Source organism: Bradyrhizobium sp. SZCCHNR2028 (genome assembly GCF_032380995.1).
In the GTDB taxonomy this organism is placed as follows: domain Bacteria; phylum Pseudomonadota; class Alphaproteobacteria; order Rhizobiales; family Xanthobacteraceae; genus Bradyrhizobium.
Genome location: NZ_JAUHJF010000004.1, coordinates 131608 through 145330, shown reverse-complemented (window position 1 = coordinate 145330; position 13723 = coordinate 131608). Strand labels below are relative to the sequence as shown.

The following is a 13723-nucleotide window of genomic DNA, read 5'->3' as shown; positions in this document are numbered from 1 at the left end:
TCGCGAGCGGCGCCATGTTTCTCCTAGGAAAATCCGGACAGCGTGGGGCGGAAGCATGGAGAGATGTTACGCAACGCCACCAACCAAGGAGAGAGTGCGGCAAGCGCGTCCGCGGTCCGCCACCTGCGCCGGCGGACTCAAAATCCGCTGGTGATGGCGACGACGCCCGACACGGCCAGGACGGCGCCCAGCCAGGCGGCCGGCGCGGGCCTGAGCCCGGTGCTCCACCACAGCAGCGGCAGGATCATGACAGGGGTCGTCGACGACAGGCTGGAGACGATCCCGACGGGCCGGCTGGTCAGCGCAAACAAGACGAGTGTCATGCCGACGCCCATCCCGAGCACACCGCTCAGCGCGGACCGCATGACGACCGATCGATCCACTGCGAACGAGCTGCGGAAACGCGGCATAACGGACAAGGCGACCAAAGCAGCCAATCCGATCGCAGCGCGAATTGACGTGGCCAATGCCGGATCCAGACCCGCGGCCATCACAGGACGCGCCATCAGGACAGCGGCCGCCGCGAACAGCGCGGCCGCCAGACCGAACAACAAACCTGCTCCGACCGAGCCGTGCGCTTCCTGAGCGACCGCGACAGGCTGTCGAAAGACGATCGCGACCCACACGCCGCTCACGATACACCCCACGCCCGTCATCTTGATCGTGGACAGCGTCTCACCGAGCAGGAGATAGCCGAGCACGGCCGCGAATGCGGCCCAGCTGGCGTAGACGACGGCGGTCAGGCGCGGCCCCAGCCGGGCCAGCGCCGCATAGAAACAGGAATCCGCGACGACGACGCCGAGCAGGCTCGATGCTGCCAGCATCAGCAGCTGATCACCGGGCGGCGCGGCCCAGTGGCCTCGTAGCGTCACCAAGGCCAGCATGCTCAAGAGCGCCGCCGCAAGGCGGATCGCGTTGAACCTGACGGGACCGAGTTGGCGGACGGCCGACGGCGCGATGATGTTGCTGACGGCGATGCTGAAAGCGGCCGCCAGCGCGGCCAGATCGTGAAGCATCATCGGCGGCACGCCGGTCGGCCGAACACCTCACGCGGCACGGCCAAGCCAGGCGCGCATCTTCTGGGCCAAGGTGAGGCGCGGCTCTCCCGCCGATGTCCCGTTGCCGACCGGATCATCGGCAGCTTCGCGATCCGCATCGGAAGGCTGCGGCTCGGAGCTGCCCGTCTCTCGTGTCGGCACGGCGCCGGCTGCGCCGCCACGCGTCGCCGGACGGTCCGGAACGAGCGATTTGATCGCGGCCACGACAGCTTCCACCCGCTCGACATCCTCGGGCACGCGCTCCGCCTCGGCGGGCTGCGGCGCGATCGTCGCGCCGACCTCGGACAGCGCCTCCGTCTCCGACCGGTCCGGCCGAGCCTCCGGCGCCGCTGCTGTGGCCGCCGCTGCCGGCGTTGGTGCGATCTCCGGCGCGGGCGCGTCGTGCTCGGCTGCGGTGACGACGGCGATCTCTGCAGGCGGCGCAGGCGGCTCGCTGACGCGGCTGCGGCGCTTCTTCGCCACGGCAGACTTTTCGGCGACGGCGGCCTTCTCCGCCACGATCTTTTCAGCTGCCGGCGGGGTCTTTTCCACCGTTCTGGCCACCTCCGGCGCCGGCTTCGCCCTGGTCTTGCGGATCAGGCCTGCGAGCGCGTAGGGCCCGACCATCTCCAGGAACGTCCTTTCATGATCGCGCGACAGCCGCGCGACCGCGGCATCGAGCAGCAGCCAGTCGACGGCGCGGACGTCGTCCATCAGCGGCTGCGACGGCTCATCGGCCGCTTCCATGCGCCAGTAATGCACGACCTTGGAGCGCGTGCCGGTGTCGACGACCAACGTGCCAAGGAATTCGTGCACGGTCACCTTGTGGCCGGTTTCCTCCAGCACCTCGCGCTTGGCGGCGTCGCGCGGCGTCTCGCCGTCGTCGAGCTTGCCCTTGGGCAGCACCCATTCGTCGCGCTTGCGCAGGCGCACGACCGCGATGCGCGGCGGCTGTTCCCGCCGCAGCACGATGCCACCTGCCGCCATGATCGGCGCTCTCGCCATCGCCTCTCCCGAGCCGCAACGACCGCAACTCCCGCGGTCCGATTCGCCAGTTGAACGCTCCGATATAGGACTGCGCAACGACGAAATCGAGATTCCGCGGGCGCGGACCTGACATTCATCCGGCGGCGACGCGCCTGCGCCACAGTGGCTGTCCGGCCCGGATGCGGGCGCCCTCCGTCACATTGGGGCAGAACGTGAAGTCGCCGGGCGCGAGCAGGATGATCGTCGAGCCATGCTCGAACCAGCCGAGCTCGTCGCCCTTGCGCACATTGTTGTTACAGGTGTAGGCGAGCGGCCGCTCGGTCTGCGCGTTCAATACGCGGTCCAGCGCATGCAGGCGGATGCTCGCGACCAGGATCGCGGCGACCGGCACGATCGTGAACGGCTCGCCGGAAGCGAGGTGCGTGCGGATGACCGCGCGCTCGTTCTTGCAGAACAGCCGCTCGACCCGCTTCAGCGCGATCGGATTGACGTTCCAGACGTCGCCATGGATCAGGCTGACATGCTCGATCGTCATGTCGGCCGGCGCGTGGAAGCGGTGATACATGCTCGAGGTGAGACGCAAGGTGACGAAGCAGCCGTTGCGATGGGTCTCGACCACGGCGGGATCAGCGACGAGTTCGCGCAGCGAATAGGGCGCGCCCTTGATCTGGTAGAGCTCGCCGTCGCGGATCAGGCCGTGGGCACCGATGATGCCGTCCGACGGGCTGGTGACGATGGTGGAATCGGGATCGAACGGCCGCAGGCCGGGCTTCAGCTCGCGCGTGAAGCAGGCGTGCAGGCTCTTGAAGTGGCTCTCCTTGGCCTCGGAGAGATCGAGGTCGGAGAACAGCTTCCACAGCGCGATCGAGGCGTCGCGGACGAGCGGAGTCTCGATCTTGGAGAACCAGCCCATGAAGCGGGTCAGCGCGGCGCGCGGCACGCGGTTGGTGAGCAGGAAGTTGAGGTCTTCCTGTTGGGTGACGGAGGCGATCAGGCTTTTGACTGTCATGAATCTGTCAGCAGGAGGGGTTAGCGCTGGTGGACATGATGGAAAACTCGATTCCTTATGTATCGCTCGCCGTTGGCGCTGCCGTGACGGCCGCCGTCGCCCCGAAGGTCAAGGCCCGCATCGAATTGTCGCGCGCCAAGCACCGCTCGCTGGCCGGCCATTCCAAGATGTCGCGCCGGATCTCGAAGATGATCCCGCGCTATGAGTTCGACATCGACGACTTCTTCCGCTCCGACGGCGCACCGCCGGATGTCGCGGCCCGGCGGCAGGATGGCTTCTTCCGGCTCGGCACGCTGTTCCAGGAGAAGTTCGCCAAGAGCCGCGCGCTGACGGCGGAAGCCGCGAGCCGCATCTCCGATCTGCAGTTCACGCAGTCCTACCGCGTGCCGTTCCAGTACAGCCGGCTGGTCAAGGAGCAGCTCGGCGCCGGCTCGTTCATGCAGGCCTCCTCCGGCGTGACCCTGACTGATCTCGACGGCAACCGGTTCTACGATCTCACCGGCTCCTACGGAGTCAACATCTTCGGCTACGACTTCTACAAGGAGTGCATCGCGGCCGCCGAGCGGCGGGCGAGCGCGCTCGGCCCGGTGCTCGGGCTCTATCATCCGGTCGTCGCGGACAACGTGAAGCGCCTGACCGAGCTGTCCGGCATGGATGAAGTCTCGTTCCACATGTCCGGCACCGAGGCGGTGATGCAAGCCGTGCGGCTCGCCCGCTACCACACCGGCCGCAGCCATCTGGTGCGCTTCGCCGGCGCCTACCACGGCTGGTGGGGCGACGTGCAGCCCGGCGTCGGCAATCCGATCGCGCCGCACGAGACCTACACCTTGGCCGAGATGTCCGAGCGCACCCTGCACGTCCTGCGCACGCGCCGCGACATCGCCTGCGTGCTGGTCAATCCACTGCAGGCGCTGCATCCGAACGGCAATGCGCCTGGCGATTCCGCGCTGGTCGACTCCTCGCGCAAGGGCCGCTACGACCGCGCGGCCTACACCGCCTGGCTGAAGCAGCTGCGCGAGGTCTGCACGGAGCGCGGCATCGTGCTGCTGTTCGACGAGGTGTTCCTCGGCTTCCGGCTCGCGCCGGGCGGCGCGCAGGAGTATTTCGGCGTCGCAGCCGACATGGTGACCTACGGCAAGAGCCTCGGCGGCGGCCTGCCGATCGGCGTGGTCTGCGGCAAGCGCGAGCTGATGCGCCGCTTCCGCGACGACCGCCCGGCCGACATCTGCTTCGCCCGCGGCACCTTCAACTCGCATCCTTACGTGATGGCGGCAATGGACGAGTTCCTGAGCCGGCTCGACAGCCCGAACTTCCGCGCCATCTACGACGGCCTCGACGAGACCTGGAACGGCCGCGCCGCGCAACTCAACGCCGCACTGGCCGAGCACGAGCTGCCGGTGCGCGTGTCCAATCTGCAGTCGATCTGGCTGGTCGAGTACCCCGTGCCGTCGCGCTACAATTGGATGCTGCAGTACTACCTGCGCGCCGAGGGCCTGGCGCTGAGCTGGGTCGGTACCGGCCGCTTGATCTTCAGCCTGAACTACACCGACGCCGATTTTGCCGAGGTGACCAGGCGCTTCGTCACGGCAGCCGAGAAGATGAAGCAGGACGGCTGGTGGTGGAACGACGGCACCCTCACCAACAAGACGATCAAGCGCCAGATCCTGAAAGAGATGCTCGGAGCCGTGGTCGGGCGCTGAGGTTGCTGTCACCCTCCCCCGGATGAGGCGGGGTGGGGTGATCTCTCGACGCAGTTCAGTGCTCGTGGAGAGATCACCCCACCCCGACGCCCGCTGCGCGCGCGTCGACCCTCCCCCTCCAGGGGAGGGTGGCACCGCCGCTTCGGCTTCGGGGGCGATCGATCTCACTTTGGCCTTCCCACAAACACCGATGCCCGGGACCGGCCCGGGCATCGCGCAACTCAAACGCAGCGTCCGGCTCAGGCGTGCTGCTCTTCGAGGCTCTCGCCCATCAGGTGCAGGCCGGGGTCGATCAGCTCGCCGCGCAGCAGCGCCAGCGGGGCCGAGCGATACTGCATGAAATCGTTGAACGGGTCGGTGATGATCTTGGTCATCCAGACGAGGCCGGTTTCGACGTCACGGATGAAGAACAGGTGCACGGTGCGGAACAGCAGCCCGCCGATGCCGATCACGAGCCACAGCTTGGCGGTCTCGCGCACGAAATCCATCGCCGAGGTCCAGGGCGGCAGCAGGCCGAACAGGGTCGGCTGCAGATAGAGCACCACGGGAGCCGCGGCCCAGATCGACATCAGCACGACCTTGCGCTGCAGATTGTAGCCGACCTTGATCTCTTCCTTGTGTTCGTGGGTCGCCTGGTTGACGTGGTCGTAGCCCTTCGGCTCGAAGAAGAAGTGGCCCGCCTGGCGCGAGGTCATCGATATCAGCCAGCCGATCAGCGCCGAGACCAGCGGATCGAACACCATCATGACATAGGCGATCATGAAGCTGAGCGCGCTGACGAAGTGGAGGCTCTGGTTGATGCGGCTGTGATGATAATAGCGGTGGTCGTCCCAGCGCTGGATCCGCAGCTGCTCCAGGAAATGCTTGATCATGGTTGCTCCGAAGAATGAGTTGCAGGTCGTGTACAGGGATTCGGTGTAGATCGTGTGACATCATCAAGATGTCACACGATCGGACGCAGCGAGACGTTGGGGACTACGGAGAACGCCGCAGCGGCGGCAGAGGGCTGCCGCGGCTTAGGCCGCGGCGGCACGCTCCAGCTTGCGGAAGCGGACCAGCGAGAAATGGCCGAGCGGCGGGATCAGGCGGCGCTCGACCAGCTCCATGCGCTGCGCGCCGGCGAGCCAGCGCATGTAGCGCGACCAGCCGAACTCGGCGGTGCGGAAGCCGAGACGGCGGACCACCGGCTGCAACGCCTGCTCGATGACGCGGCGCAGGCCGTCGTCGGCGCTGACGCGGGTCAGGATGATCAGCTCGCCGCCCGGGCGCAGCACGCGCGCGAACTCGTCGAGCGCGACCTCCGGGTTGGGAACGGCAGTGACGACATATTGCGCCATCACGACGTCGAAGGAGTCGTCGGGGAAGTCGAGCTGCTCCGCGTCCATCACCGCAAGGCCCTCGACGTTCTTGAGCCGCTGGTCGGCGACGCGGCGCATCGCCTTGCCGAGCATCGCCTCGGAGATGTCGGTGCCGAACACGCGCACATGCGGCGCATAGAGCGGCAGCGAGATGCCGGTGCCGACGCCGACCTCGAGCACGCGGCCGCCGAGCTTGTTGGTGGCGCTGATCGCAGCCTTGCGACCCTTCTCGAACACGCCGCCGAACACGAGGTCGTAGATCGGTGCCCAGCGGTCATAGGCCTGCTCGACCTGCTCGCGATCGAAGTCGAGCTCCCGCGCGCCGTCGAGCTTCATGGTTTCTGCCATCGTTACATCTCACTTGGTTTGGAATTGATGGAGTGACGCAACATCTGCCGTCAGCCGCGCACGGCGCTCTGACCGGCCAGCACCGGGGTCGGACGCACGACGCGGGACGGCTGCAGCACGGCGAGATTGCCGATGAACTGGCGCGCGCTGTTCTCCCAGGAGCGGTCGAGCGCAAATGCGCGGCAGGTCTCCCGCGACATCGTCAGCGCCTTCAAACATGCTGCGCGCAGATCCCAGTCGATCGCCCCGATCGGATGATCGGCGATGACGTCGAGCGGACCGGTCACGGGGAAGGCCGCGACCGGCGTGCCGCAGGCCAGCGACTCCAGTTGCACCACGCCGAACGTATCGGTCAGGCTCGGAAACACGAACACGTCGGCGGCGGCCATGTGCGCGGTCAGATCCTTGCCGGTCTTCTCGCCGAGGAAATGCGCCGTCGGAAACCGGCGCTCCAGCTCCGCCTTCTGCGGGCCGTTGCCGATCACGACCTTCGAGCCCGGCAGATCGAGCGACAGGAACGCCTCGAGGTTCTTCTCGACCGCAACGCGGCCGACCGTCATGAACACCGGACGCGGCAGATCGAGCGTGACAGGCTCATCCGGATTGAACAGTCTAGTATCGACACCGCGCGTCCAGAAGCCCAGCTTCTTGAAGCCGCGCGAAGCGAGATCCTGCTTCAGCGAATTGGTCGCCACCATGGTCATCGCAGCCGCATCATGGAAGCGGCGCATCACCCAGTAGCCGACGGCATCGGGGATGCCGGTGCGCACCGAGACATATTCCGGAAAGCGCGTCGTGTAGGACGTCGTGAACGGCAGGCCGTGGCGCAGACAGTAGCGGCGCACCGCCCAGCCGATCGTGCCTTCGGTGGCGATATGAATCGCATCCGGCGCGGCGGCCTCGATGCGCCGGGCGATCTCGCGGCCGTTGGTCACAGCGAGCCGCAGGCCCGGATAGGTCGGCACGCCGAACGATGGAAAGCCTTCCGGCGTGAGGAAGGTAATGTCGGCGCCGAGGCCGGCGGCCGCGCGCGCCAGCGAGGTGAGCGTGCGCACCACGCCATTGACCTGCGGGTGCCAGGCGTCGGTTGCGATTAAGATCCGCATAAGGCGATCCGGAAAGTTGCAGCGATTCTGAACGGCCGCAAATTCCGACATTGTTATTTCAGGCGTGTGACGTCATCGAACTGTCGAAGGGTCTTTTTGCCCGCCCGCCGCTATTTTCCCCGCGATCCGTGGCGGCGTCGCACAGGCGCTGTCGTGAAACCGTCATGAAACAAACGGTTAAGCCGACGAAACCGTTTTGCGTGCAGCGCGCAAACGCAACGAAACTTTTCTCCCCTATGAGTTGCAGCATCAGGCATGGGTCGAAGCGCCACAAAGAATGATGACAGGCAGCCGATTTTGACGACGCCGGCCGAGACAATGGCGGCGCGCACCAAGCGATCAAACAAGGGGACGTCCATGTTCACGCCAGGCACAGTCCGTTCGCCATCCCGCATCCTGTTCGGTGCGCTGATCGTCGGCACGATCGTTGCCACAACGCCGACGCTGGCCGCGCCCCCGGCCCCGCTCCCCTTCCCTTTCCTGCTGCAGCCGCCAGTGGCGACCTACGAGCCGCCGGCAACGACGCCGCAACTGATCACGCCGCGCGAGGACGAGGCGACCGCCTATGAGTTGCCCCCGCGCCTGCGCCGCCAGGTCGTGAGCTACGCGACCCGCGAAGCGCCCGGTACGATCATCATCGACACACCAAACAAGTATTTGTACTACGTGCTCGGCAACGGCCAGGCGATGCGCTACGGCATCGGCGTCGGCCGTGACGGATTCACCTGGTCGGGCGTGCAGTCGGTGACCAGGAAGGCCGAATGGCCGGACTGGACGCCTCCGCCGGAGATGATCGCGCGTCAGCCCTATCTGCCGCGTCACATGGCCGGCGGTCCCGGCAATCCGCTCGGCGCCCGCGCGATGTATCTCGGCGGCACCGTCTACCGCATTCACGGCACCAACGCGCCCGAGACGATCGGCACGCATGTGTCGTCGGGCTGCATCCGCCTGACCAATCAGGACGTGATCGACCTCTATTCCCGCGTCGGTGTCGGCGCCAAGGTGATCGTGCTGCCGATGGAGCGCCGCGCCGATCTCGGCCGCATGACCCGCTGACCTGCGCGGGCCGCACTGCTCGTTCCTTCTCCCGGATCCTCCCTGACTGGACCGCCGAGGCCCGAAAGCCGCGGCGGTCATTTCTTTGCGCGCATTTCGCCATTCACCATCACGGCCGATTGATGGTGGCCTGCTTCATCGGCTGCCCTGGCGCGCCTCCGTCCGGCCCTGTAAGCTCGGCAATCTTGCATTAACCGCGATCTCGCCGCTTCCGGCACGAGCCGGCCCGTGGCAACTGGAGTCCGTGGATCCGACATGAATCTTCCGACGCCGCGACCGGATTGGCAAAGCAGACCTCATCCGCTCGCTCCGAGACCGCAGCAGCCACGGCGGCGCTCGCCGCCCCGACTGCGGATGATCCTGATCGGCGCCGCCGGCCTTGCCGCCGTCGTGCTGATCGGCATCATCATCGCGGAGGTGTTTCTGTTCTCGGGCAGCACGCCGGCGCCGCAACTGACCCAACTGCCGCCGCTGCCGCCGGCCACGCGCAACTCGATCATCATGACGCCTGTGTCGATCTCGCTCGGCGCGATTCGTGACGCCGCCGAAAAGGCCGCGCCGCGCAACTTCTCCGGCAAGGCCGACAACCCCGTCAACCAGATCCTGCAGAACGCCGACATCGGCTGGACCGTCACCCGCGGCGTCATCGCCGCCACCGGCACCCAGGACACATTGTCCCTGGCGACGCCGCTCTCGGGCCGGCTGAACGTCACCGGATCACTGTCCGCCAAGGCGACCGGCGCGCTCGGCGATGCCATCGGCGGCCTGCTCGGCTCGGATGCCGCCAAGCAGATCGGCGGCATCAACATCAAGAATCTGAACGCCACCGCCGACATCAAGGGCAACGTCCTGATCGCGATGCGGCCGCGGCTCGCCGCCTCATGGTATGTCGAGCCGAATTTCGCCGCCCAGGTCAATCTCGGCGACACCGCGCTGACCGTGGCGGGTGCCCGCGTCAACGTGCCGGCCCAGATGAAGCCGATCATCGACAAGACCGTCAATGAACAACTCAGCGCGCTCAGCGACAGGCTGCGCAAGGACCCGACCATCCGACGCGTGGCGCAGGCGCAATGGGCCCGCGCCTGTCGCTCGGTGCCGCTGCAGGGCACCGCGCCCGGACTGCCCGCCGTCTGGCTCGAGATCAAGCCGACGCGCGCGTTGGCCGCGCAGCCCGCGATCGATGCCAACGCAGTCAGCGTCACCATGGGAATCGAAGCGGAGACCCGGGTCACGGCGGCCGAGACCAAGCCGGAGTGTCCGTTCCCCGATAAGATTACGATCATTCCGCCCACCGCCGGAACTATCAATGTCGCGGTTCCGATCGACGTCCCCTTCACCGAGCTCAGCAAGCTCGTCGATTCGCAACTTGCGGGGCGGACATTCCCCGAGGACGGCTCCGGCCCGGTCGCGGTCACCGTCAAGCATGCGACCGTCGTGCCCTCGGGCGACCGGCTGCTGATCTCGCTGCAGGTCAAGGGCAAGGAGAAGGAGAGCCTCTTCGGCTTCGGCGCCGATGCGACCGTGCACATCTGGGGACGCCCCATGGTGGATCAGGCGCAGCAGATTCTGCGGCTGTCCGACCTGCAGCTCGCCGTCGAATCCGACGCGGCATTCGGCCTGCTCGGCGCCGCCGCTCGCGCCGTGGTGCCGCATCTGCAACGCGCGCTGCTGGAACGTTCGGTGGTCGATCTCAAGCCTTTCGCCGACAACGTCCGCGATAAGATCGCCACGGCGGTCGCCGAGCTGCAGAAGAACGAGAACGGCATCCGCGTCGATACGGACATCAACAATCTCGCTTTGACCGACATCGCCTTCGACGCCACCACGCTGCGCGTGATCGCCTCGGCGGAGGGCACGATGTCGGTTCGAGTCAATACATTGCCAGGACTGTAACGGCCCGTTGCTACGCCTGGACGACGACGCCTTGCCGAAGCCGGCGGCAATTCGTGATCCTCGACGGCCGAGGCCACTTCAGGAGCAGGATATGGGAAGCCAAATGGATGGCGCCGTTAGTCTGGCGATCGACAAATAGACGGACGCGAGGCATGACGGCTTCGTCATCATTCCGCTTCACGACCGATCTGGTATTATCATCCGCAAGCGCATAGCCGGACCGTCATGCGCGGCGCGGACGCGAGACGGGACCGTGGCTCTCCCGCCACTGCGCGGGCTTGACGCGCTCTCACGAAAGCCGCAACACGGCGCAGAGAGATGTCGTCGGGCCCTTTCCGCGCGCCCGTCGCAGGAAACATTCCGTAACAAAATTCTTCGCAAAACGCCGCGATTCTAGGTCACTTGTCGGTATGGCCCAGACACAACCACACATTCTTGTCGTCGAGGACGACCGCGAGACGCGGACGCTGATCGCAAAATATCTGCGCAACAATGCCTGCAACGTGACCACCGCGACCGACGGCCGCGAGATGACCCGCATCATGGGCGACCACCGTGTCGATCTCCTGATCCTCGACGTGATGCTGCCCGGCGAGGACGGCCTGACCTTGTGCCGCAAGCTGCGCGCGGAGTCGCAAGTGCCGATCATCATGCTCACCGCGCGCGGCGAGGACGTCGATCGCATCCTCGGACTGGAGATGGGCGCCGACGACTATCTGCCGAAGCCGTTCAATCCGCGCGAGCTGCTCGCCCGCATCAACGCGGTGCTGCGCCGGCAGGCGGCCGCGATGACGGCGAGCGCAACCGAAGGCGCGACCGCGCTGAGCTTCCTCGGCTGGACGATCGACTTCCGGCTGCGCGAGCTGCGCAATCCCGAGGGCGCGCGCGTGGCGATGACCAGCGCCGAGTTCGATCTGCTCCGCACCTTCTGCGAGCGGCCGGGCCGCGTGCTGTCACGCGACAGCCTGCTCGACCTGACGCAGGGCCGCAGCGCCGGCTCGTTCGAGCGCTCGATCGACGTGCTGGTCAGCCGCATCCGCCGCAAGATCGAGCCAGACCCGCAGGAGGCCACCATGATCAAGACCGTGCGCTCCGGCGGCTACATGTTCACGCCCGTCGTCGAGGTGGTGACCGGCCCGCAAAGCCATTGACCATCGGATCGAATGGCGATGTCATGATGTCGTTCGGCTTTCTCAACCTCAAGGGAATCCGCGGCCAGATCACGGCGCTGGTGGCCATTTCGATCGTGGCGCTCCATGCCATCATCACGGCGACGTTCCTGATCTATCGTGCCGAGCAGCCCGACCCCGAAAACGAGGTCGGGCCGTTTCAGCTCGCGACGGCCATCCGCATTCTTGGCCGCGCCCCTGCTGCCGAACGACCTCGGCTGATCTCCGACATCGCTCGTGCCTATCCTGAGTTCGAGCTCAAGCCTCACGCGGGAGCTCTGCCGGGTGATCCCGGTCGCCTGCACGAGCCGGCCGGCCCCGACGTCGGCGCCGGGAGCGGTGGCGACGAGCGCCGCCCGGCCCCTCCGGAGATGGCTGACGGACGGCCTCACGGTCCAGGCGGCTTTCACGGCCTTGGCCCAGGCTATCGCATCTTCATGCCGCCGCCCGGCTCCCAGACGCGCACCGTCATCTTCGCTCTGCCCGATGGCAACATGGTCTCGGCCCGAATGGTCGACCGGCCGCACCGGCCGCCGTTCTGGGGTGCGCCCTGGCTGACGACGATCATGTTCGCGCTGATCAGCATGACGCTGCTCGGCCTGTGGGCCGCGCGCGCACTGACATCGCCGCTGTCGGGCTTCGCGAAGGCCGCCGAGAATTTCAGCCTCGACGGCGATGCGCCGGAATTGCCCGAGCGCGGACCGGAGGAGATCCGATCGTTGGCGCGCGCTCTCAACCGGATGCGCCAACGCATCACGGCGCTGATGAACGACCGCACCAAGATGCTGGCGGCCATCAGCCACGATCTACGGACACCGCTGACCCGCATGCGGCTGCGCTGTGAGTTCGTCGAGGACGAGCTGCAGCGCAGCCGCATGCTGGCCGATCTCGATCAGATGCATGCGATGCTGGGCTCGGTGCTGTCGTTCCTGCGCAACGGCCGCAAGCTCGAGCCGATGACGCTGGTCGATATCGCGAGCATCCTGCAGCTCGTTGCCGACCAGTTCGCCGACGTCGGCCACAGCGTCACCTATATCGGCCCGGCGCACGCAATGGCGACGGTGCGGCCCGACGACCTGATGCGCTCGGTCACCAATCTGGTCGAGAACGCCGTGAAGTACGGCAAGGAAACGGTCATCAGGTTAACTGCGTCGGGGAAGCGCCTGACGATCGATGTGGAGGATGACGGACCCGGGATCACCGATGCGCGCAAGCCCGACATGCTGGAGCCGTTCGTGCGCGGCGACGATGCCCGCAACATGGACGAGGCCACCGGCTTCGGGCTTGGCCTGTCGATCGCAAAGGCGATCGTCCAGGCTCATGGCGGCGAACTGTCGCTGCACGATCGCAGGCCGCACGGGCTGATCGCCCGCATCGAGCTGCCGCTCGGCCAGACCACCTTGCGCCCCGCAGCATGACGCGCGAACGCGCCCGGACAAGCCGGGCGCGCCGCGATCGAGACGAGCAGCTATTTTCGTCGGCGATGCCGTTACTGGGAGTACTTGAACTCGGGCATCGACTTCAGCTGGTCCTTGGTCGCGTTGATCATCGCGTGATCGGGATACCAGCGGTTCTTCGTGGAGCTCATCGACGAGGACGAAGTGCCGGTGGCCGCACCAGTCGTGGTCGTGGCCGGCGGCGTGGTCGAGGACGTGGTGCCGGAGGCCGGGGCATTCGACGCAGTGCTTGCCTGAACCGGCTGATCCGAGAACTTGATCTGATCGAACGAGACGGCGACGAGGTGCTCGCCCATTCCGAGGAAGCCGCCGACGCCAATCACGACGCCCTTGACCGCGCCGCTCTTGTCGACCAGCAGGTCGTCGATCGAGCCGACATTCTCGTTGTTGTTGTTGTAGACCTTCACGCCAACGAGCTTCGAGCTGCGCCAGTCGCCCTGATACGATGCCGCCGTGGTGCTGGCATGGGTCGTGGTCGTCGTGGTCGAGGTCGTGCTCTCCGCAGCGAAAGCCGCCGTCGCGAGCAACAGGGAACCGGCGAGGCCGGCCGCAACAGTTTTCATCACCATGTGGTGTCTCCTCTCAATGTGTATGGTGACGAGA

General features: G+C 66.5%; 12 protein-coding genes. 5 read left to right on the top strand and 7 right to left on the bottom strand.

Annotated features, from left to right (window positions below):
- Positions 1 to 137 precede the first annotated feature (137 nt).
- The 3 genes from QX121_RS08915 to asd form a co-directional block, all read right to left on the bottom strand.
- Positions 138 to 1016: a DMT family transporter gene (locus QX121_RS08915; protein WP_315811842.1), complete on the bottom strand. Its 879-nt coding sequence runs from the start codon at positions 1014 to 1016 to the stop codon at positions 138 to 140.
- A 30-nt stretch (positions 1017 to 1046) separates the two neighbouring features.
- Positions 1047 to 2042 (bottom strand): NUDIX hydrolase, encoded by a 996-nt coding sequence (locus tag QX121_RS08910; RefSeq protein WP_315811702.1) that lies wholly within the window; start codon positions 2040 to 2042, stop codon positions 1047 to 1049.
- Positions 2043 to 2157: 115 nt separating this feature from the next.
- The gene (gene asd, locus QX121_RS08905; RefSeq protein ID WP_315811701.1) at positions 2158 to 3033 is read right to left on the bottom strand and encodes an archaetidylserine decarboxylase; all 876 of its coding nucleotides are present in this window, start codon (positions 3031 to 3033) and stop codon (positions 2158 to 2160) included.
- Positions 3034 to 3068: 35 nt separating this feature from the next.
- On the opposite strand from asd, the gene QX121_RS08900 reads away from it, so the two are divergent.
- On the top strand, positions 3069 to 4733 hold the full coding sequence (locus QX121_RS08900) for an aminotransferase class III-fold pyridoxal phosphate-dependent enzyme (RefSeq protein WP_409999329.1): 1665 nt from the start codon (positions 3069 to 3071) through the stop codon (positions 4731 to 4733).
- A gap of 239 nt (positions 4734 to 4972) precedes the next feature.
- On the opposite strand, the gene QX121_RS08895 is transcribed toward QX121_RS08900, so the two are convergent.
- The 3 genes from QX121_RS08895 to QX121_RS08885 form a co-directional block, all read right to left on the bottom strand.
- The gene (locus QX121_RS08895; protein WP_315811700.1) at positions 4973 to 5605 is read right to left on the bottom strand and encodes a hypothetical protein; all 633 of its coding nucleotides are present in this window, start codon (positions 5603 to 5605) and stop codon (positions 4973 to 4975) included.
- A 144-nt stretch (positions 5606 to 5749) separates the two neighbouring features.
- The gene (locus QX121_RS08890) at positions 5750 to 6439 is read right to left on the bottom strand and encodes a class I SAM-dependent methyltransferase (RefSeq protein WP_315811699.1); all 690 of its coding nucleotides are present in this window, start codon (positions 6437 to 6439) and stop codon (positions 5750 to 5752) included.
- 50 nt (positions 6440 to 6489) lie between these two features.
- Positions 6490 to 7545: a glycosyltransferase family 1 protein gene (locus QX121_RS08885; RefSeq protein WP_315796711.1), complete on the bottom strand. Its 1056-nt coding sequence runs from the start codon at positions 7543 to 7545 to the stop codon at positions 6490 to 6492.
- A 357-nt stretch (positions 7546 to 7902) separates the two neighbouring features.
- On the opposite strand from QX121_RS08885, the gene QX121_RS08880 reads away from it, so the two are divergent.
- The 4 genes from QX121_RS08880 to QX121_RS08865 all read left to right on the top strand — a co-directional run bounded on the left by QX121_RS08880 (position 7903) and on the right by QX121_RS08865 (position 13081).
- A complete protein-coding gene (locus QX121_RS08880) occupies positions 7903 to 8601 on the top strand; it encodes a L,D-transpeptidase (protein WP_315811698.1) in 699 nt (232 codons plus the stop codon).
- A 255-nt stretch (positions 8602 to 8856) separates the two neighbouring features.
- Complete coding sequence (locus QX121_RS08875; RefSeq protein WP_315811697.1) at positions 8857 to 10494, top strand: DUF4403 family protein; 1638 nt, start codon at positions 8857 to 8859, stop codon at positions 10492 to 10494.
- Between the two features lie 410 nt (positions 10495 to 10904).
- Complete coding sequence (locus QX121_RS08870) at positions 10905 to 11645, top strand: response regulator (RefSeq protein WP_315717811.1); 741 nt, start codon at positions 10905 to 10907, stop codon at positions 11643 to 11645.
- 23 nt (positions 11646 to 11668) lie between these two features.
- Positions 11669 to 13081, top strand: a complete 1413-nt coding sequence (locus tag QX121_RS08865; protein WP_315811840.1) for an ATP-binding protein — start codon at positions 11669 to 11671, stop codon at positions 13079 to 13081.
- 71 nt (positions 13082 to 13152) lie between these two features.
- Here QX121_RS08865 and QX121_RS08860 read toward each other — a convergent pair whose 3' ends face one another.
- The gene (locus QX121_RS08860) at positions 13153 to 13689 is read right to left on the bottom strand and encodes a PRC-barrel domain-containing protein (RefSeq protein ID WP_315811696.1); all 537 of its coding nucleotides are present in this window, start codon (positions 13687 to 13689) and stop codon (positions 13153 to 13155) included.
- Positions 13690 to 13723: the final 34 nt, after the last annotated feature.

Bases quoted from the DNA above. Each gene is read 5' to 3' on its own strand.
- QX121_RS08915 (WP_315811842.1), bottom strand. From the start codon at position 1,016: ATGCTTCACGATCTGGCCGCGCTGGCGGCCGCTTTCAGCATCGCCGTC.
- QX121_RS08910 (WP_315811702.1), bottom strand. From the start codon at position 2,042: ATGGCGAGAGCGCCGATCATGGCGGCAGGTGGCATCGTGCTGCGGCGG.
- asd (WP_315811701.1), bottom strand. From the start codon at position 3,033: ATGACAGTCAAAAGCCTGATCGCCTCCGTCACCCAACAGGAAGACCTC.
- QX121_RS08900 (WP_409999329.1), top strand. From the start codon at position 3,069: ATGATGGAAAACTCGATTCCTTATGTATCGCTCGCCGTTGGCGCTGCC.
- QX121_RS08895 (WP_315811700.1), bottom strand. From the start codon at position 5,605: ATGATCAAGCATTTCCTGGAGCAGCTGCGGATCCAGCGCTGGGACGAC.
- QX121_RS08890 (WP_315811699.1), bottom strand. From the start codon at position 6,439: ATGGCAGAAACCATGAAGCTCGACGGCGCGCGGGAGCTCGACTTCGAT.
- QX121_RS08885 (WP_315796711.1), bottom strand. From the start codon at position 7,545: ATGCGGATCTTAATCGCAACCGACGCCTGGCACCCGCAGGTCAATGGC.
- QX121_RS08880 (WP_315811698.1), top strand. From the start codon at position 7,903: ATGTTCACGCCAGGCACAGTCCGTTCGCCATCCCGCATCCTGTTCGGT.
- QX121_RS08875 (WP_315811697.1), top strand. From the start codon at position 8,857: ATGAATCTTCCGACGCCGCGACCGGATTGGCAAAGCAGACCTCATCCG.
- QX121_RS08870 (WP_315717811.1), top strand. From the start codon at position 10,905: ATGGCCCAGACACAACCACACATTCTTGTCGTCGAGGACGACCGCGAG.
- QX121_RS08865 (WP_315811840.1), top strand. From the start codon at position 11,669: ATGATGTCGTTCGGCTTTCTCAACCTCAAGGGAATCCGCGGCCAGATC.
- QX121_RS08860 (WP_315811696.1), bottom strand. From the start codon at position 13,689: ATGGTGATGAAAACTGTTGCGGCCGGCCTCGCCGGTTCCCTGTTGCTC.